The sequence below is a fragment of the Pseudomonas sp. LBUM1640 genome (genome assembly GCF_059716225.1).
On the sequence record NZ_CP166816.1, the window covers coordinates 1,814,216 to 1,832,347 of the forward strand.

The 18,132-nt window shown below is 61.1% G+C and carries 16 protein-coding genes; 7 read left to right on the plus strand and 9 right to left on the minus strand.

The features are described from left to right. The first annotated feature begins 112 nt into the window (after window positions 1-112). Both ACA065_RS08130 and ACA065_RS08135 read left to right on the plus strand, forming a co-directional pair. Window positions 113-1,048 carry a LysR substrate-binding domain-containing protein gene (locus ACA065_RS08130; RefSeq protein ID WP_497694064.1) on the plus strand — a complete coding sequence of 312 codons (936 nt, stop codon included), beginning with the start codon at window positions 113-115 and terminating at the stop codon, window positions 1,046-1,048. Between the two features lie 160 nt (window positions 1,049-1,208). Next, the gene (locus ACA065_RS08135) at window positions 1,209-1,571 is read left to right on the plus strand and encodes a 5-carboxymethyl-2-hydroxymuconate Delta-isomerase (RefSeq protein WP_497694065.1); all 363 of its coding nucleotides are present in this window, start codon (window positions 1,209-1,211) and stop codon (window positions 1,569-1,571) included. 3 nt (window positions 1,572-1,574) lie between these two features. Here the strand turns inward: ACA065_RS08135 and ACA065_RS08140 are convergent, their stop codons facing one another. The 4 genes from ACA065_RS08140 to ACA065_RS08155 all read right to left on the minus strand — a co-directional run bounded on the left by ACA065_RS08140 (window position 1,575) and on the right by ACA065_RS08155 (window position 8,098). Continuing rightward, window positions 1,575-2,510, minus strand: a complete 936-nt coding sequence (locus ACA065_RS08140; protein ID WP_497694066.1) for a LysR family transcriptional regulator — start codon at window positions 2,508-2,510, stop codon at window positions 1,575-1,577. Window positions 2,511-2,647: 137 nt separating this feature from the next. Beyond that, window positions 2,648-3,835 carry a cyanate transporter gene (locus ACA065_RS08145; RefSeq protein ID WP_497694067.1) on the minus strand — a complete coding sequence of 396 codons (1,188 nt, stop codon included), beginning with the start codon at window positions 3,833-3,835 and terminating at the stop codon, window positions 2,648-2,650. Window positions 3,836-5,033: 1,198 nt separating this feature from the next. After that, on the minus strand, window positions 5,034-6,476 hold the full coding sequence (locus ACA065_RS08150) for an aldehyde dehydrogenase family protein (protein ID WP_497694068.1): 1,443 nt from the start codon (window positions 6,474-6,476) through the stop codon (window positions 5,034-5,036). Beyond that, window positions 6,473-8,098, minus strand: a complete 1,626-nt coding sequence (locus ACA065_RS08155; protein ID WP_497694069.1) for a 5-guanidino-2-oxopentanoate decarboxylase — start codon at window positions 8,096-8,098, stop codon at window positions 6,473-6,475. Before ACA065_RS08155 ends, ACA065_RS08150 begins: the two co-directional genes overlap by 4 nt. A gap of 111 nt (window positions 8,099-8,209) precedes the next feature. Here ACA065_RS08155 and ACA065_RS08160 point away from each other — a divergent pair, with 111 nt between their 5' ends. Then, entirely contained in the window at window positions 8,210-9,082 is an 873-nt protein-coding gene (locus tag ACA065_RS08160; protein ID WP_497694070.1) for a LysR substrate-binding domain-containing protein, read from the plus strand. 84 nt (window positions 9,083-9,166) lie between these two features. On the opposite strand, the gene ACA065_RS08165 is transcribed toward ACA065_RS08160, so the two are convergent. Then, the gene (locus ACA065_RS08165; protein WP_497694071.1) at window positions 9,167-9,781 is read right to left on the minus strand and encodes an NAD(P)-dependent oxidoreductase; all 615 of its coding nucleotides are present in this window, start codon (window positions 9,779-9,781) and stop codon (window positions 9,167-9,169) included. Window positions 9,782-9,814: 33 nt separating this feature from the next. Next, a complete protein-coding gene (locus ACA065_RS08170; protein ID WP_497694072.1) occupies window positions 9,815-10,681 on the minus strand; it encodes an MBL fold metallo-hydrolase in 867 nt (288 codons plus the stop codon). Window positions 10,682-10,788: 107 nt separating this feature from the next. Between ACA065_RS08170 and ACA065_RS08175 the strand changes: the two genes are divergently transcribed. Together ACA065_RS08175 and ACA065_RS08180 are read left to right on the plus strand one after the other, a co-directional pair. Then, window positions 10,789-11,694 carry a LysR family transcriptional regulator gene (locus ACA065_RS08175; protein WP_497694073.1) on the plus strand — a complete coding sequence of 302 codons (906 nt, stop codon included), beginning with the start codon at window positions 10,789-10,791 and terminating at the stop codon, window positions 11,692-11,694. Between the two features lie 99 nt (window positions 11,695-11,793). After that, window positions 11,794-11,970, plus strand: a complete 177-nt coding sequence (locus ACA065_RS08180) for a hypothetical protein (protein WP_497694074.1) — start codon at window positions 11,794-11,796, stop codon at window positions 11,968-11,970. Window positions 11,971-12,021: 51 nt separating this feature from the next. On the opposite strand, the gene ACA065_RS08185 is transcribed toward ACA065_RS08180, so the two are convergent. After that, window positions 12,022-12,897 carry a helix-turn-helix domain-containing protein gene (locus ACA065_RS08185; protein ID WP_497694075.1) on the minus strand — a complete coding sequence of 292 codons (876 nt, stop codon included), beginning with the start codon at window positions 12,895-12,897 and terminating at the stop codon, window positions 12,022-12,024. 190 nt (window positions 12,898-13,087) lie between these two features. Here ACA065_RS08185 and pobA point away from each other — a divergent pair, with 190 nt between their 5' ends. Together pobA and ACA065_RS08195 are read left to right on the plus strand one after the other, a co-directional pair. Continuing rightward, window positions 13,088-14,272 (plus strand): 4-hydroxybenzoate 3-monooxygenase, encoded by a 1,185-nt coding sequence (gene pobA / locus ACA065_RS08190; protein WP_497695316.1) that lies wholly within the window; start codon window positions 13,088-13,090, stop codon window positions 14,270-14,272. 67 nt (window positions 14,273-14,339) lie between these two features. Continuing rightward, window positions 14,340-15,857 carry an MDR family MFS transporter gene (locus ACA065_RS08195; RefSeq protein WP_497694076.1) on the plus strand — a complete coding sequence of 506 codons (1,518 nt, stop codon included), beginning with the start codon at window positions 14,340-14,342 and terminating at the stop codon, window positions 15,855-15,857. Window positions 15,858-16,179: 322 nt separating this feature from the next. On the opposite strand, the gene ACA065_RS08200 is transcribed toward ACA065_RS08195, so the two are convergent. After that, window positions 16,180-17,016, minus strand: a complete 837-nt coding sequence (locus ACA065_RS08200) for a cache domain-containing protein (RefSeq protein ID WP_497694077.1) — start codon at window positions 17,014-17,016, stop codon at window positions 16,180-16,182. A gap of 50 nt (window positions 17,017-17,066) precedes the next feature. Next, window positions 17,067-17,831, minus strand: coding sequence for a transporter substrate-binding domain-containing protein (locus ACA065_RS08205; RefSeq protein WP_497694078.1), 765 nt, complete (start codon window positions 17,829-17,831; stop codon window positions 17,067-17,069). Between the last annotated feature and the right edge of the window lie 301 nt (window positions 17,832-18,132).

An 18,132-nucleotide genomic window follows, 5' to 3' on the forward strand; every position in this document is an offset into this window, starting at 1 on the left:
CTTCAAGAGCTGATTTATAGTCCCAAAGCCGTTCGATGAACAGTGTTCACATAGACGCAGCCCCGCGGGCTTTCTAAACTGCGGCTTGTCTTGGGGAAAGGGGCAGGCGCCGATGAATCGCAATGAATTACGCAAGGCCGACATCAACCTGATGGTGGTCTTCGAAGCACTGATGCTCGAGCGCAACGTGACGCGCGTGGCGGAGAAGCTATTTCTCGGTCAGCCGACCATCAGTTCTGCCCTCAATCGCTTGCGTACCTTATTCAATGACCCGCTGTTTATTCGCGTCGGCCACCGCATGGAACCTACCGCGCGGGCCGAGGAGATCATCCAGCACCTGTCGCCGGCCCTGGATTCACTGTCGTCGGCCCTGAGCCTGACCCACGATTTCGACCCGACCCAGAGCACCATGACTTTCCGTATCGGTTTGTCCGATGACGTTGAGTTCGGCCTGCTGCCGCCCTTGCTGCGCGCACTGCGCCAGGAAGCGCCGTTGGTGGTGTTCGTGGTGCAGCATGTGGATTACTGGCGCATCCCCGACCTGCTGGCGTCCGGCGATATCACCGTCGGCATCACCCAGACTCGCGGCCTGCCGGCGAATGCCAAGCGTAAACTGCTGCGGCATATCCGCCCCTGCCTGTTGCGGGCCGACGCCTCGGACAAACCACTGACCCTCGATGAATATTGCGCACGCCCGCATGTGCTGGTGTCCCACACCGCCAACGTGTCCGGGTTTGCCGATGAATGGCTGGCCGAGATTGGCCGCAAGCGCCATGTGGTGCTGTCGGTGCCGCAATACAGCGCGCTGCCGGCCTTGCTCGCCGGCACTGACATGATCGCCAGCCTGCCGGACTACACGGCCCAAGCCATGGCTGCCGGCGGGAACCTGTTCTGCGAGCCGTTCCCGTTCGAAACCCCAACCCTGGACTTGTCCATGGTCTGGCTCAGCCACGTCGACACCGACCCGGCGGAACGCTGGATGCGCTCGCGGCTGGAGGCGTTCATGAGTGAGCGCGACATGCTGCCGGTGCTGGCGGCAAAATCTTGAAATAACCGTTCAGCGAGAACCACCGATGACCCGATCGTGGCGTTGTGAGAAGGTTGTTCGCTACGCAGCCTGACCGAAGTTTCACATTGAAAGCGCTCTGATTCAGTTCGGCTGCGTGCTATATGTATGCCTCTTTTCCTACAACAACTCGGAGCTTTTCATGCCGCATCTGCACCTGGAATACACCGCCAACCTGACAGGCCTGACCGTCGAGAAAACCCTGTTGCGGCTCAACAATGTGCTGATGGCATCCGGGCAGTTCGGTTCCGAGTTCGATATCAAAAGCCGCGCCGTGAAGGTCGAGACGTTCCAGGTCGGCACCTCCCTTAGCCCGCGCGGCTTTATAGCGGTAAAGCTGTCGCTGCTCAGCGGGCGCTCACCGCAGGTCAAGAAGCAGCTGTCGGAAAGCCTGTTGGCGGCGTTGCAGGACCAAGCTGAGTGGCCGGCGGATATACAGGTTCAACTCAGCGTGCTGCTGGTCGACATGGACCGCGATTCCTACAGCAAAGTCGCCATCGGCTGAGGCTTACAACAACCCTTGCTCTGCACACACCTTCACCACCTGCTCACGAAACCAGATATTGGCGCTGTCCTGGCCACTGGTTTCGTTCCACTGCATGTCCAGGGTAAACCCCGGCAAACCGTTGGGTGCTTCGCAATGGCCGAACACGGTGGCCGGCGCCAGCAGCTTTTGCACACGGCGGGGCAGGGTGACGATGAAGTCGGTGCCGGTAATCATCTTCAAGGCCGCGCTGTAACTGTTGGCCCGGGCGACCACCTGGCGCTTGTGTGCCTGACGCGCCAGCCAGCCGTCGATCATGTTGGTGTCCGACGACCACGGCGTAGGAAAAACGTGGCGCCGCTCGACGAAGGATTGCAGGCTGAATGCCGACTCCCGCGGTGCCGAACGTTTATCGAACACGCACACTAAATCGTCTTCGAGCAGCATCTGGGTCTTGAAGTCTTTATGGGCGCGGTGGAAGTGCGGGCCGAAGCAAATCACCAAGTCGAGCCGGCCTTCGCGCAGGGTGTCGGCGGGGATCTCGGTTTCCAGCTTCTGCACATTGACGATCACTGGCAGGTCGGCGCGGTCGAAGTTTTTCAGCAGGCGCGGCAGGATCAACTGTTCAAAGTATTCAGGTGCGCAGACATTGAAGGTCACGGCCTTCTGTGTCGGGTCGAAGGCCTGGCCGCCGGCGTGACACTGGTTGATGCTGTCGAGGATCTTCTGCACATGCCCGTACATGGTGGTCGCCTTGTACGTAGGCCGCATACCCGCCCGCGTGTTGATAAACAGCTCATCCTCAAAACTGGTGCGCAGTTTCTTCAGGCTGTAACTCACGGTGGACTGGCTGACGAACAGCGTTTCAGACACCTCGGTAACGCTGCTCTGGTCGTAGACGGCGATAAACACCATCAAGTCCTGCATATCGAGCTTTCTGAGCAAATTACTGTTTAGCATCCGTTCCATCCGGTAAGCCTTGGCACTGAGGCAGCGCGCGACAAGGGCAAAAGCTTAACGGAACGGTCGTGCCAATAGAAAGCGCTGTAGGGCGTTTCTATGTTTTGTGTGGGACAAATAATGTTGGCAACACGACGTCAGTGGATATGTCGCGCGTAATGCTTTGGATTGAACCGCGTGACGATCAACAGCATCACCACGATCACTGCGGTCAGCGACCACCAGGCCCATTCGAAGCTGCCCAGTTGGTCGCGAATCATCCCGGCAATAAGTGGCGACAGGCCAGCAATCAGGTAGCCGATGCCTTGCACAAACGCGGTCAGGCTACCGGCGCGGCGTGGGTTGTCCAAGTGGTCGAGAGACAGGATCAGGCTCATCGGAAACAGACCGCCAATGCCCAGGCCCAACAGGCAAGGCCACAACAGGCTCAAGTGTTGCGGGCTTAGAATGAGGCCGCAGAACCCCAGGATGATCAGCATCAGCAATACGGCGACGACGCCGCGTTTATCCTGGCGGCGGTTGGCGATGGCGGGCGTGACCAGGCCGGACACCACTTCCATAGCGGTCAGGAACCCCAGCAGCAAACCGGCGTTCTGTTCGCTCCAGCCTTGCTCCACGTAGTACGGCGCCAGCCACGCGAGTACGCAGGTGTAGGAAGCTGTACCGAGGCCGAAGAAGACCGCCAGCAACCAGGCGCGACGATTACCGAAAAATGATTCCTGTGGGCCGGAACCGGCTTGGGGTAATGGCGGCATTGCCGAGCGCTGTGCATACCAGAACACCAATGCCAACAACGCGAGTGCGGCCCAGATCGCCAGGCCGATGCGCCAGCTGCCGGTCTGCACCTGCACGAACGGCGCGAACGACGCCGCCAACGCCGCGCCGCCCATGATGGCGGTGACGTAGAGGCCCATGAACAGCGAAACATTGTTGCTGAAGCGGGTCTTTATCAGCGCCGGCATCAACGCCTGGATCATCGCAATACCGACGCCGGCAGCGATGGCACTGACGATCAACTCCAGCGCCGAATCCAGAAACAGTCGAGACAGCGTGGCCAGGCCAATCACCAGCAGCGACAGCACAATGCTGCGATGCTCGCCAAAGCGTTTGCCCAGGCCCATGCCAAAGAACATCGCCAGGCCCATGGCCATGACCGGCAGCATGGTCAGTAAGGCGGCGCTGCTGAAACTCAACGGTACATCGTCGCGAATCGACGACAACAGCGGGCCGACGGCGGCCATCGATGGGCGCAGGTTGAGGGCGACCAGTACCACGCTGATCATCAGCCAAACGGCGGTGGTGGGTGTTGCGCGAACGTTTTCCATGGGCGGGCCTTGAATAGACAAGGGCGAATCAGGCCACGCAGGGGGGAGAGGGGCAAATCAGAAAGTCGCAGGGACTATTGAAAAAATGCGGACTAAGACACGAAACGGGAAAATTGTGTGGTGCTGAGCCTGTGATGGGGTTAGTTCGATTGAGTACATATCCGTTGCTGCGGTAACGGCGGCTTAGGGTTTCGCTCTTACAGCGAGTCACTTTTGGCAAACGCCCGGAATGCCGGCCCAGCCAAAAGTAACCAAAAGGTCTTTGCCCCACCACTCGGTGCCTCGCCTAGGCTCGGCATGCCCGCACTCCGGCCCGGCTCCGCGGGTCGCCGCGATGGGCCATCCCTGGCCCAGCGCGGCTAAACCGGCATCCCTGCCGGTTTACCCGCTCCACCGTGCCTACTTGCGGCCATCGTGGTTAACGGGGCCTGTCAGATCAAAATCAAAAGCAGATCAAAAGCAGAGCACGGCGGCCTAGTAGCCGACCTGAGTGGTTGAAGCAAAAGCAGGGCAACAGCACAGCAAAAACAGATCAGAAGCAGAGCTGCTTTTCTGTGGGAGCTGGCTTGCCTGCGATTGCATCAACTGGCTATGCCTGATGTACAGAGGTGTCTGCATCGCAGGCAAGCCAGCTCCCACATTTGACCGAGTGCACACATCTACCTGATGTACTGAGCTCAAAATGTGGGAGCGGGCTTGCTCGCGAATGCGGTGGGCCAGCCACCAAATGCATCAACTGACACACCGCCATCGGGAGCAAGTCGCACCGCCCCTCCCACATTTAACCGAGGTCAGCTGCCAGGCCGCCGTGCTGTAGATCTTGATCTTGATTTTGATCTTAGGCGCCCCGTTAAACCACGCTGGCCGAACGCAGGCTTTGGAGCGGGGGTAAACCGGCAGGACGCCGGTTTAGCCGCGCTGGGCCAAGGATGGCCCATCGCGGCGGCCCCCGCTCCAAAGCCTGCGTGAGGGCACACCGAGCCGGAGGCGAGGTGCCGAGTGGTGGGGCAAGAGCCCTTTTGGTTACTTTTGGGGCTCTTTTCCAAAAGTGACCCGCTGTAAGAGCGGAACCAATATCCGCCATCACCCAAACAACGGATATGTACCCAGCGCCCCCAGCACCACCACAAAACTAAATTCGTAAAAAAGATGTGTAGATACCTATGCTGCGATAGCCCCCACAGGAGGATTCCCGTCGTTAGAGAGACCGGATCACATGCTTGATCTCCTGAAACGCCGCCAACCCCCACGGCCCCAGCTCGCGGCCGAGGCTGCTTTGCTTGTAACCGCCCCACGCCGTTTGCGGGAAGATCACTTGCGGTGCGTTGATCCACACCAGCCCGGCCTGCAAGGCATTGGCCACCCGCTCGGCGGCTTCGGCATGGGTGCTCACCACACTGGCAACCAAGCCGAAATCGCTGTCATTGGCCAGGGCAATCGCCTCGTCCTCAGTGGCAAAGCGTCTTACACACAGCACCGGGCCGAAGATTTCTTCGTTCCACAGCGCACTGCTCAGCGGCACATCGGTAAACACCGTCGGACGAATGAAATAGCCTTTCGCCAAGTCCGCCGGCCGTTCTCCGCCGCACAGCAAGCGCGCGCCATCTGCGATGCCACGCTGAATATGCCCCAGCACCCGCTGATACTGCGCACGGTTGATCAACGCGCCCATTTCCACCTCATCGGCAAACGGGTCAGCCACGCGAATCCCCTCAGCCCGCGCCTGCAAACGCTGCAGGAATTCATCCGCCAAGCTGTCAGCCACCAGCACACGGCTGGTAGCCGAACACATCTGCCCAGCGTTGAAAAAGCCACCGCCACAGGCCAATTCCACCGCCAGGTCGAGGTCGGCGTCCGCCAATACCAGCAGCGAGGATTTGCCGCCCAACTCCAGGCTCACGCCCTTGATGGTTTCTGCCGCGCGCTGCATCACTTGCACACCGACGGCGTTACTGCCGGTAAAGGAGATCTTCGCCACGCGCCGGTCTGCTGCCAACGGTGCGCCGACGGCCAGGCCTGTGCCGCAGACCAGGTTGAACACCCCGGCCGGGCACCCGGCCTCAGCAATAATTCGCGCCAATTGCAGCTCCGCCAACGGCGTGACTTCCGACGGTTTGAGCACCACGCAGCAACCGGCCGCCAGGGCCGGGGCGAGTTTCCAGGCGGTGGTCACCATCGGAAAGTTCCACGGCACGATCAGCCCGACCACGCCGCACGGCTCACGGCGCAGGCGCGCACTGAAATCCTCGCTGGGCAGCGCCACCGGGCGGTCTTGCCCAGCGTCCATGTCGTCGCAGAGACCGGCGTAGTACTCGAAGGTGGCGATGACGTCGTCCACATCGATGCCCGCTTCAAACAGCGGCTTGCCGTTGTTGCTCGACTGCACCTGCATCAGTTGTTCGCGTTGCGCGCTCACACCTTGGGCGATCTTGCGCAGCAGTGCGCCGCGATCACGGCCGGTGCTTTTCGACCAGTCGCTGAAGGCCGCGCTGGCCGCTTCGACAGCGTGGGCCACGGCGTTTGCATCACCCACGCTGACGTGGGCCAAGGTGGCCTCGGTAGCCGGGTTTATCACCTCGAGAACGTCTTGGCCTGCACGCCATTCACCACCGATAAACACACCGTTCACTGCTGCGCTCATACCGCTACCTCCTGCATCCAACGGCCCTGGTCGATTTCAAGCAGCGTCGGCCCCTGGCGATCAGCCGCGGCGCGCAATGCCGTGCGCAGGTGCGTGATGCCCTGGATGCTTTCGGCGGCGCAGCCCAAGGCCTTGGCCACGCCGATAAAGTCCGGCGTGTAGATGTCCACACCGACCGGCTCGATGGCGCGGTTGAGCATGTATTTCTTGATCTCTTCGTAGCCCTGGTTATTCCACAGCAGCACGATGACCGGCACCCGCGCCTCGACCGCGCTGGCCAGCTCCGGCAGGGTGAACTGCAGGCCGCCGTCGCCAATCAGGCACACCACCGGCTGCCCGTCGCCGCGCCCGAGCCACGCGCCGATAGCCGCAGGCAGGGCGTAGCCCAAGGTGCCGTAGCCGGTGGAGGCGTTGAACCAGCGGCGTGGGTGGTCGAGGTTCAGGGTCAGGTTGCCGCTGTATACCGGCTGGGTGGAGTCGCCCACCAGTACCGCCTCGGGCAGTTCCTGCAGAACCGTGTTGAGGAACAGCGTTTGCGCGCGGGTAGCGGCGTCCCAGGCGGGCGTCAGTTCAGCCCACAAGCGCGCGACGCGTTGGCTGCCCCAGTTAGGGTCGCGTTCGCGCAATACCTGGGTGTTCAGCTCGGTCAACAAGGCCTCGGCTGCGATCTGCGCATCCGCCACCAGTGCGACCTGAGGCGGGTAGTTGCGCACGGTCTGGTCGGGGTCGATGTCGACGCGCAGCAGCGCGCCGGGAATCTCGAAGCCACCGGCGAAGGTCACGTCGTAGTCGGTTTCTGCCAGCTCGGTGCCGATGGCCAGCACCACATCGGCTTCGGCGACCAAGGCGCGGGTGGCCGCCAGCGTCTGGGTCGAGCCGATCAGCAGCGGGTGCGCGGACGGCAGCATGCCCTTGGCGTTGATGGTCAGGGCCACCGGTGCGCCGAGGGTTTCGGCCAGGTGCGTCAGTTCGGACGCCGCATCGATAGCACCGCCACCGGCGAGGATCAGCGGGCGTTTTGCCGCCGCCAGCAACTGGCTCATCTGCTTCACCGCCGACGGCGCGGCACCCGCGCGCGCCACGCTGACCGGCTCGCTGGCGAGCAGCGCATCGGCGTTTTCGACCAGCACATCCAGCGGAATCTCGATATGCACCGGGCGCGGTCGCCCGGCCTGGAACAGCGCAAACGCGCGCGCCAGCACGCCCGGCAATTCTGCCGCCGACATCAAGGTATGCGAGAACGCCGCCACGCCCGCGATCATCGCGCTCTGGTTGGGCAGTTCGTGCAACTTGCCGCGACCGCCGCCTAATTGGCTGCGCGACTGCACGCTGGAGATCACCAGCATCGGGATCGAGTCGGCATAGGCCTGGCCCATGGCGGTGGTGATGTTGGTCATGCCGGGGCCGGTGATGATGAAGCACACGCCGGGTTTACCGCTGGTGCGCGCGTAGCCGTCGGCCATGAAACCTGCGCCCTGTTCGTGGCGTGGGGTGACGTGACGGATGCGCGAACGCGCCAGGCCACGGTACAACTCCACGGTGTGCACGCCGGGAATGCCGAACACCTGGTCCACGTCGTAGCTTTCCAGGAGGTTGACCAATACTTCGCCGCAGGTCGCCATACATGTCGCTCTTGTTATTGATTCGAGGCGCTATTGGAGCGGCTGGCCGGTAGCGGCAACAATCGATAAAAAGTCATACTAGCCATGTCCCCACGTCATGGCTCGGTCCCTATGAAACGCCTGCCACCGCTGCCCGCGCTGCACACCTTCTGGGTTACGGCCCAGTGCTGCAACTTCACCCGCGCCGCCGAGCAACTGCACATCACCCAAGGTGCGGTGAGCCGGCAGATTGCCGGGCTGGAAAGCCATTTGGGCTACGCCTTGTTCCAGCGCCAGGCACGGGGTTTGAGCCTGACCGAAGAAGGCCGCGAATGGTCGCTGCGCGCGCAGCAAATCTTTGGGCTGATTGGTGACGCGGTGGAGCAGATCGGCACTCGCCGCCAAACCCTGCAACTCAAAGCCTCCACCTGCGTGATGCGCTGGCTGCTGCCGCGTTTGATGCAGTGGCAAAAGGAGCGCCCGGATGTGCCGGTGGAGCTCACCACCACCGTGGCCTACACCGTGGACTTTCGCCGCGAGCAATTCGACGCGGCGGTGATCTATGCGCCCATCGCCGAGCAGTCGGCGCAGGCGCGGCATTTATTCGATGAACAACTCACGCCGGTCTGCGCGCCGGCATTGCTCGGCGGCTTGCACACGCCAGCCGACCTGCAGCAACAGGTGCTGCTGCACCCCACGCGCGATGAGCGCGATTGGGCATTGTGGTTGAAGGCGGCGAATACGCGGTTGAGCAACCTGGCCCAGGGGCATCATTTCGAAACGCTGGACCTGGCGATGACGGTGGCGTCCCAGGGTTCCGGGGTGGCGATTGGCGACAGTGCGTTGATTGGCGAGGATGTAAAAGCGGGGCGGTTGGCGACACCGTTTGAATTAAGGGTGCCGACGGGGATGGGGTATTACTTGGTGTATCCACCGGGGACGGAGCCGTCTACTGGATTAGTCGCCTTGATGGAGTGGTTGGTAAGCCAGGCACAACCGTCGTAACACCGAAGAGGCAAATGTGGGAGGAGGCTTGTGTGGGAGCTGGCTCCCACACAAGCCTCCTCCCACAGTTATAACCCCGTTGTGTCAGTAGCCGACGGTGAAACGCTGGCGCGAGTGCTTCGGCGTTTCCACTTCATCGATCAACGCAATCGCGTAGTCGGCAAAGCTGATCCAGCTGCGCCCTTCAGCGCTCACCAGCAAATCATCCTGGCCGACACGGAATTTACCGGTGCGCTCAGTCTCAACGAACTCCGCCGACGGCGACAGGAAGGTCCAGTCCAGTTCCTTTTCCTGACGCAGCGTGTCCAGAAACTCAGCCCCTGCGCTGGCTTCGGCCTTGTACTCAGCGGGGAAGCCAGGGCTGTCGATCACGCGCCCGCCACCCGGCAACAACAACGAACCCGCACCGCCCACCACCAGCAGGCGCTTCACACCGGCTTTCTTTACCGGGCCAATCACGGCACTGGCCGGCAGCGTGGCGAAATGCGCCGCACTGATCACCACATCGTTACCGCTGACGGCCTGTTGCAAGGCCTCGGCATCCAGGGCATCGACTGGTTTGACGGTAACGCCCGGGCGTGCCGCCAGTGTGTCGGTATTACGTGCGATGGCGGTGACGGTGTGCCCACGACGCAGCGCTTCTTCCAGCAGTTGGCTACCGGCACGGCCGGTGGCACCAATGATTGCGATCTTGCTCATGACGTTCTCCAGTACGTTAAGGTTTAAAACCATTCACCACTTCATCTCGCCCTTGGCGACTTTGGCGCTCAGCTCCAGCGAGCTCTCGTCGGCAAGGTTGGGGTAACGCTTTTTCATCGCCGCGATCAGGGCGGCGGAGTCCTTGGCCTTGGCCGTTTCGAGGTCGAAAGCCTTGATGTAATCAGCGGTAAAGGCCACCGACTTCAGCGACGGGCTGCCCAGGTAATGGCCCGGAATCACGGTGTGCGGTTTCAATTGTTCGATGCGTTGCAGCGTCGCCAACCAATCTTTGTGGGACTGTGCGGTTTGGGTGTCGGCCATCCAAACGTGGATGTTTTCGGCGACCACCACACCGCCGACCACGGCCTTGATTGATGGGATCCACACAAAGCTGCGATCCGGCTGCGGGCCGTCCAGGCCGATGACGTCCAACTGCTGGCCTTCCAGGGTCAGGCTGTGGCCTTCAAGCACTTGCGGCACGACAGTTTTGGCTGGTTTGTCGGCGCCCATTTTCGGCCCCCAGAATTCCAGCTTGCCGGCAACGGTGGCTTTGATATGGTCGACCACCGGTTGCGCTGCCAACACCTTGGCGTCGGGGAATGCTGCGGTCAGCGTGTCGAGGCCGAAGTAGTAGTCCGGGTCGCCATGGCTGATGTAGATGGTGGTCAGGTGTTTACCGCTGGCGCGAATCTTTTGCACCAGCTGCTCGGCCTGGCCTTTGCCGAATTGCGCGTCTATCAGGATCGCGTCTTTCGCGCCGCTCACCAGTACCGAGCTGACCGGGAAGATAGCGGCCTCGCCTGGGTTATAGACGTCGAGTTTCAGCGCTGCCGCCGAAGCGTGAGCGGCGAAGGCCAGAGCGGCGGTCGCCAGGGTCAGTCGCTTGAGGGTGGTTAGCATCGGGGGCAGCTCCGGTATTCGTTAGGGGATGCGCAGAGCTTAGTTGCACCAAACGCAACAAAAAATGCGATGCTGGGACATAGTTTGTTTCTAAAAGCGTGCAAATCATGGATCGTCTTCAAGCAATGCGGGTGTTTGTGAGCGTGGTGGACCTGGGCAGCCAATCGGCCGCTGCCGACCATCTCGACCTGTCGCGGCCGGTGGTCTCACGTTACCTGGCTGAGCTGGAAGACTGGGTTGGTGCGCGCCTGCTGCACCGCACCACGCGCAAGCTCAGCCTGACCGCCGCCGGCAGTGAAACCCTGCCGCGCTGCCGGCAATTGCTGGACCTGTGCGGCGACATGCAAGCCGCCGTCAGCGAGCCCGATGACGCGCCCCGTGGTCTGCTGCGGCTGAGTGTCAGCACCTCGTTCGGCCAGGCGCAGTTGGCCGATGCGATCGCCGAGTACGTCAAGCGCTACCCTTTGGTGACGGTTGACCTGCAGATGCTCGACCGCACTGTAAACCTGGTAGATGAACGCATCGACCTGGCCATCCGCACCAGCAACGACCTGGACCCCAACCTCATCGCACGGCGGCTGACTGTCTGTCGTTCAGTGGTGTGTGCAACGCCTGCGTACCTGCTGGAGCATCCGGCCCCGCAGAAAGTCGAAGACCTGGCCCGGCACAACTGCCTGACCCACTCCTACTTCGGCAAAAGCCTGTGGCATTTCGAAGAAAACGGCGAGCACGTCTCGGTGCCGATAAACGGCAACATCACCTCTAACGAGGCCAGCACCTTGTTACGCGTGACACTGGCCGGGGCTGGGGTTTCGATGCTGCCCAGTTACCAGGCCGGCGACTACATCCGCCGTGGCGAACTGGTGCGCCTGTTGCCTGCAGCTGAACCGCGGCAGATGAATATCTATGCGGTGTATGCCTCGCGCAAACACATGCCTTCGGCGCTGCGCAGCCTGCTGGATTTCCTGGTACTGCGGTTCCCGGAGGAGCCGGCCTGGGATATCGGTCTCTGAGCCCGACATAAAGATATTGAATGTCGCCCCATAATGGCAACTCGCCCTGACTGACCTATGCTTTAAACAGCACCGAGTCGTTTCATTCAGAGGTGTGCCATGACTCTAAAAATCAGAAAGTACCTGATGATTTTCATCCTGTGCGCCGTGGTGACCGCGCTGTACGGCACCGCCGCCTACCGGGTTGAACAGACCCGCATGCAGCCGACCTTCGCGGTCAGCTGCCATCAGGACTTGTGCGTGCCACGCACCGGCAGTTTCAGCGCGCTCAGATGATCGTTCCCACGCGCGGCAAAGGAAAAGGCCGCCCCGGACGCACCGCGTCCCCTAATCGGCCTTCAGTTGCTCGCGAAACGCCTTGGGCGAAAACCCGACCCGTCGGCGAAACAGCCGGGAGAAGTTGGTCGGGTCGGAAAACCCCAACACCTCTGACATCTCATTGATGGTCATGCTGGTGTAAGTCAGCAGGCGCTTGGCTTCCAGCAACTGGCGGTCATGCATGATCTGCAACGCAGGCTGCCCGCCCAATTCCCGACACGTGCCGTTGAGGTGTGAGACCGAGATGCCCAGTTTGTGGGCCAGGTCTTCGATCTTCGGGTGTTCGCGGTAATGCTGTTCAACCAACTGGGTAAAGCGCCGGAAGTATTCGCGCCCACGTGGTGCTCGCGGGTGGCGACGCGAAATGGCCTGGCGGCTGATCCACACCAGCAGCACGCTGACCAGTGCGTGCATCAGCATGTCGCGCGCCGGTTGCTCATCGGCGTATTCGTTCTGCAGGCGGGCGAACAGGCTGTTGAGGTAGTCACTGTCCTTGCCGGCCGGGTAGTTGCCCAAGGCTTGCAAGCCGTCCACCGTCGCGCCCAGTTGCGCCTGCAAATGGCTGACCAGCGGCGCCGACAGCGTCACGATGAAGCCCTCTACATCCTCGGCAAATCGAAACCCATGCACACACAATGGCGGCAGCACTTGCAAGGTCGCCTCGTTGAGCGTGGTGCGCTGGCCTTCGATTTCCAGGTGCGCCTGGCCTTTGTGTACGTACAACAACTGGCACAGATCCGCGTGCCGGTGGGGTTGGATTTCCCACTGGTATTCCCGGCTGCGCCGGGAAATGGTTTCACAGTGCAACAAATCGGGAGTCGGCCATTGCTGGTTTTCTCCATAAAGCTTGAAGACCGGAATTGCGGTACTGGCAGTTTTGGTCATGGTTTCAATCCGATACTCAGGATAGTGGTGCGGTAATCGCCCCGATTGGCAAAAAGCACAGGCTTTGTCTCAGTTTTCACCTTCTTATGATGCTCACTCAAGTGAAAAATGATCAGCAACAAGATGAATGACAACTCTTTCACCTGATCCGTTCGGGTGCCGCTTGCGAGTCATAAAAATAATGAAAACGCTGAAAACTCAAGTCGCCATTATCGGTGCCGGTCCGTCCGGATTGCTGCTCGGCCAACTGCTGCACAACGCGGGTATCCAGACCCTGATTCTAGAGCGCCAGAGCGCCGGCTACGTGCAAGGCCGCATCCGTGCCGGGGTGCTGGAACAAGGCATGGTCGACCTGCTGCGCGAGGCGGGTGTCAGCCGGCGCATGGACGCCGAAGGCCTGGTGCATGACGGTTTTGAACTGGCGCTGAATGGCCAACTCAACCACATCGACCTCAAGGCGCTGACCGGTGGCCAGACGGTGATGATCTATGGCCAGACCGAAGTCACCCGCGACCTGATGCAAGCGCGCGACGCGGCGGGCGCCATCACCTTGTATGAAGCGCACAACGTGCAGCCCCACGACCTCAAAAGTGATCGACCCTGGCTGACCTTCGAGCATCAGGGCGAGGCGTTTCGCCTGGAGTGCGACTACATCGCCGGTTGTGATGGTTTTCACGGCGTGGCGCGTCAATCGATTCCGGCTGAATCGTTAAAGGTTTTTGAACGCGTTTATCCCTTTGGTTGGCTGGGTATCCTCGCCGATACACCGCCGGTGCATGCCGAATTGGTGTACGCCAAGCACCCGCGCGGCTTTGCTTTATGCAGCATGCGTTCGCCGACCCGCAGCCGGTATTACCTGCAAGTGCCGGTCGACGAGCCATTGGAAGAATGGTCCGATGAGCGCTTCTGGGAGGAGCTGAAAACCCGTTTGCCCGGCCACCTGGCGCAGCGATTGGTCACCGGGCCATCCATCGAGAAAAGCATCGCGCCGCTGCGCAGCTTTGTGGTGGAGCCCATGCAGTACGGGCGCCTGTTCCTGCTCGGGGACGCCGCACATATCGTGCCGCCCACCGGGGCCAAGGGCTTGAACTTGGCCGCCAGCGATGTGAGCACGTTGTTTCGCATCCTGCTCAAGGTGTATCGCGAGGGGCGCGTGGACTTGCTGGAACACTACTCGGCGATTTGCCTGCGCCGGGTGTGGAAGGCCGAGCGGTTTTCCTGGTGGATGACTTCGATGCTGCACCAGTTCCCCGAGGCGGATGGCTTCAGCCAGCGCATTGCCGAGAGTGAACTGGCGTACTTCACCAGCTCGGAGGCGGGGCGCAAAACCATCGCAGAAAATTACGTCGGACTTCCTTACGAAGCTATCGAGTAGCCTGCTATCGTATCGAGCATTCCTGCAGGCCCTTCCTTTCCTGCGGGCCTTGCTCGAAGGTTCTGCCGTGACCCACCTGAATCAGCCTACCCCAACCGTGCCTGCCGTGCGCAGTGTGCTGGCCGCCTTGATGATGGCGATCTTCCTCGGCGCCCTCGACCAGACCATCGTCGCCGTGTCCATGCCGGCCATCTCCGCGCAGTTTCATGACGTTAACCTGCTGGCCTGGGTGATCTCCGGCTACATGGTGGCGATGACGGTGGCGGTGCCGATCTACGGCAAGCTCGGCGACTTGTACGGGCGTCGGCCGATGATGCTGATTGGCATGGGCGTGTTCACCTTGGCGTCCGTGTTTTGTGGGATGGCGCAAAGCATGGAGCAACTGGTGCTGGCGCGGATTCTCCAGGGCATCGGTGCCGGCGGGATGATCTCGGTGAGCCAGGCGATCATTGGCGACATCATCCCGCCCCGTGAACGCGGGCGGTATCAGGGCTATTTCAGCAGCATGTACGCGGTGGCCAGCGTGGCCGGGCCGGTGCTCGGTGGTTACATGACCGAGTACCTGTCCTGGCGCTGGGTGTTTTTGATCAACCTGCCGCTGGGCGCCGGCGCCTGGTACGTGGCGCATCGCACGCTGGTGGGGCTGCCGGTGCCGCAGCGCAAGCCGATCATCGATTATGTCGGCACCTTGCTGATGATCATCGGCCTGACCGCCTTGCTGCTGGGCATCACCGAAATCGGCCAGGGCCATCATTGGCGTGATCAGCAAGTGTTGGGGCTGCTGGTCTGTGCGCTGGTGGCGCTCACGGTGTTTGTGTGGCATGAGCGCCGCGCCCGTGAGCCGTTGCTGCCGATGCATCTGTTTGCCAATCGCAGTGCGGTGTTGTGTTGGTGCACGATTTTTTTCACCAGCTTCCAGGCGATTTCCCTGACGGTGTTGATGCCGCTGTGGTATCAGACGGTGACCGGCTCCGGCGCGGACAGTGCCGCGTTGCACCTGCTGCCGCTGGCGTTTGGCCTGCCGGTGGGGGCCTATTGTGCCGGGCGTATGACGTCGGTGACGGGGCGTTATAAACCGATGATTCTGACCGGCGCGTTGCTCAGCCCGTTTGCGATTCTGGGTATGGCCTATAGCGCGCCGCAGGCGGTGGGGATGACTGCAGTCTTCATGTTGCTGTGTGGGATTGCGGCGGGGATGCAGTTTCCGACGTCCTTGGTGGGCACGCAGAACGCGGTGGAGCAGCGCGATATCGGCGTTGCTACCAGCACCACCAACCTGTTCCGTTCCCTCGGCGGGGCGGTGGGGGTGGCGTGCATGTCGGCGTTGCTGCTGGCGTTGTTGCAAGATTCGAGTTTTGCGCATTTGGCCAGCGGTGCGCTGGTGGCCGAAGGCAGTTCCGGGAATGTCTTGCTGGACGGTTTGAACGCCGCGCCAGGGCCTGCGCAGGACGCATTGCGCGGTGAGTTGGCGGTGACGTTTCGGCATTTGCTGATGGTGAGCGCAGCGGTGTCGCTGTTGGGGCTGGCGGCCGCGATTGCGATGCCCAATCGCGTGCTGCGCGGGCGTGAAGATAAGGCTAAGTAACTGACACAATCGAGAGCCAATGGTGGGAGCGGGCTTGCTCGCGAATGCGGTGTATCAGTCACAGATGTTTAAACTGACCCACCGCTTTCGCAGGCAAGCCAGCTCCCACAGTTGATTGCATTCCAATCCAGATCAGGGGTTGTAGTACGCGACCGCCGCGTGCTGCGCGGGCGTGAAGACAAGGCTAAACAACTGACACAATCGAGAGCCAACTGTGGGAGCGGGCTTGCTCGCGAATGCGGTGTATCAGTCACAGATGTTTAAACTGACCCGCCGCTTTCGCGAGCAAGCCCGCTCCCACATTTTTGACCGCGTTTAAACCTTAAGGGCTGTAATACCCGACCGCCACCATGAAATGCCCAGTCTTGCGCAAATAAGCGTGCTTGTTCTCGACCTTGTCGGTCATCGGGTTTTTCCAGCGGTACTTGTACTCACCCTGATCCTGCTCAGCCATTATCTTGAGGATCGGTTGACCTACCGGCTTGCCGTCCGGGTCTTTGATCTTGGCGAAGTCGGTATTCACCAGCCGCAAGTTAGTGCCGTGCGCCACATAGCGCCCGGTATTCAGGTCCACCACAAACACATACAAGTCATCCTGCAAAAAACCACTCTGCAACGCGTTGATCGCCTTGAGCGTGCCGGCCTCATCCTTCACCAGTGCCTTCACCGCCTTGTCGCGCAAAGCCCGCGCCTGCTCCGGCGTGGCCCGTGGCAGGTAATAACCCACCGCCAGAATCCGCTCACCCACGCGCTGATAGAACACATGCTTGTGTTCAACCTTGCCGTCGTTCCAGTTCTGCCAGCGATAATCGGCCTGCTGAATGCCTTGGCCCTCGGGCACTGCCAGCGCTTGTTTGAACGAGGCTTGCAGGTCCGGCCCGAGCTGCTCGGACACATCACGGCCGATCAGCGCGGAGGAGGGCCCGCCACTGGCCAACAACACGCCCTTGGTATTGACCACAAAGACATAGCGGTCGTGGTCAATAAATTCCCCTTGGCGACTGAACGCAGCAAACGCCTTGTCACCGTTGCTCTGGTAGTAAGCCAAGGCCTTTTCCAGCAGGGCCTTGGCGGCCTGGGCGTCGTTATCCTGAGTGGCCGCGTGCACTTGGCTGAAACATAACAACAGCAGCCACGTGAGCCGGAGCAGTCCTTTCATTACCCGTCCCTCATTGTTATTGATGTGAGCACAGCGTAGACGGCTGCGGCTCAGGGCGCCGCCAGCCATTGATTGACGATACCGTCGTACACCCCGGTGGCGACGCTCAAGTGCAACCATTGGTCGACGTAGCTTTTCCACGCCACATCATCGCGGGGCAGCAGGAAGGCTTTTTCGCTGTACTGCATCTGCCGCTCCGGGTTGACCGCACACAGCCCAGGCTTGAGTTTTTGCTGGAAGCGCGCTTCGCTGGCGTCAGTAATCATCACGTCGGCCTTGCCCGCCAGCAGTTCGTCGAAGATGGTCACGTTATCGTGCAAACGAATCTGCGCCTGGCCCAGGTGGGCGCGAGCGAACACTTCGTTGGTGCCGCCCGCTGGCTCGATCACGCGCACCTGCGGCTGGTTGATCTGCTCGACGCTCTGGTAGCGCTGCACATCGGCGCAGCGCACCAGCGGGATCTTGCCGTCCACGCCCAGGGGTTGGCTGAAAAAGGCTTTTTTCTGGCGCTCCAGGGAAACCGAAATGCCGCCCACGGCGATGTCGCAGCGTTGGGCGAGGAAATCCGGCATCAAGGTTTTCCAGGTGGTTGGCACCCAGGTGATCGTCGCGTTCAGGCTCTTGGCCAGCGATTCGGCCATGGCAATGTCGATGCCTTCGTAACTGCCATCGGCGCGCAGTGAGGTGTAAGGTTTGTAGTCGCCGGTGGTACAAACCGTGAGCGTGCCGCGCTGCAGCACCTCGTCGAGGCGCGAGTCAGCCAGCGCGTGGGTGGCCAGACTGGCCAATAGGCAGAAGGCGAGGGGAGCTTTCATGCGGTCGAATCCTTGGGCATGATCGGGGGCGGTCATTATTTCCAGCTGGGCGACCGGGTAGCAAGGCCCATGCAATGTTTAGCCAAGTTGCAACCAAACTCCATCAACCCTGAATTTAACCCCCCTATGCAGGCGTGTGACGCTGCCGGGCATCTACCTCACTGTGAATCCTGCATGGACGGTTCCCCCGACACTCACCCCGCGACATTGCCTGGCGCTTTAGTGCCGAGCTGTACAGCGGTTGTCGAGGCGCTGCCTTCCGAACTGGCCTTCTGGGCGCTGTTTCACTGCCGACACGCAC

Excerpts from the sequence above, each read along its gene's own strand:
- ACA065_RS08130 (WP_497694064.1), top strand. The coding sequence starts at position 113 with ATGAATCGCAATGAATTACGCAAGGCCGACATCAACCTGATGGTGGTC.
- ACA065_RS08135 (WP_497694065.1), top strand. The coding sequence starts at position 1,209 with ATGCCGCATCTGCACCTGGAATACACCGCCAACCTGACAGGCCTGACC.
- ACA065_RS08140 (WP_497694066.1), bottom strand. The coding sequence starts at position 2,510 with ATGCTAAACAGTAATTTGCTCAGAAAGCTCGATATGCAGGACTTGATG.
- ACA065_RS08145 (WP_497694067.1), bottom strand. The coding sequence starts at position 3,835 with ATGGAAAACGTTCGCGCAACACCCACCACCGCCGTTTGGCTGATGATC.
- ACA065_RS08150 (WP_497694068.1), bottom strand. The coding sequence starts at position 6,476 with ATGAGCGCAGCAGTGAACGGTGTGTTTATCGGTGGTGAATGGCGTGCA.
- ACA065_RS08155 (WP_497694069.1), bottom strand. The coding sequence starts at position 8,098 with ATGGCGACCTGCGGCGAAGTATTGGTCAACCTCCTGGAAAGCTACGAC.
- ACA065_RS08160 (WP_497694070.1), top strand. The coding sequence starts at position 8,210 with ATGAAACGCCTGCCACCGCTGCCCGCGCTGCACACCTTCTGGGTTACG.
- ACA065_RS08165 (WP_497694071.1), bottom strand. The coding sequence starts at position 9,781 with ATGAGCAAGATCGCAATCATTGGTGCCACCGGCCGTGCCGGTAGCCAA.
- ACA065_RS08170 (WP_497694072.1), bottom strand. The coding sequence starts at position 10,681 with ATGCTAACCACCCTCAAGCGACTGACCCTGGCGACCGCCGCTCTGGCC.
- ACA065_RS08175 (WP_497694073.1), top strand. The coding sequence starts at position 10,789 with ATGGATCGTCTTCAAGCAATGCGGGTGTTTGTGAGCGTGGTGGACCTG.
- ACA065_RS08180 (WP_497694074.1), top strand. The coding sequence starts at position 11,794 with ATGACTCTAAAAATCAGAAAGTACCTGATGATTTTCATCCTGTGCGCC.
- ACA065_RS08185 (WP_497694075.1), bottom strand. The coding sequence starts at position 12,897 with ATGACCAAAACTGCCAGTACCGCAATTCCGGTCTTCAAGCTTTATGGA.
- ACA065_RS08200 (WP_497694077.1), bottom strand. The coding sequence starts at position 17,016 with ATGAAAGGACTGCTCCGGCTCACGTGGCTGCTGTTGTTATGTTTCAGC.
- ACA065_RS08205 (WP_497694078.1), bottom strand. The coding sequence starts at position 17,831 with ATGAAAGCTCCCCTCGCCTTCTGCCTATTGGCCAGTCTGGCCACCCAC.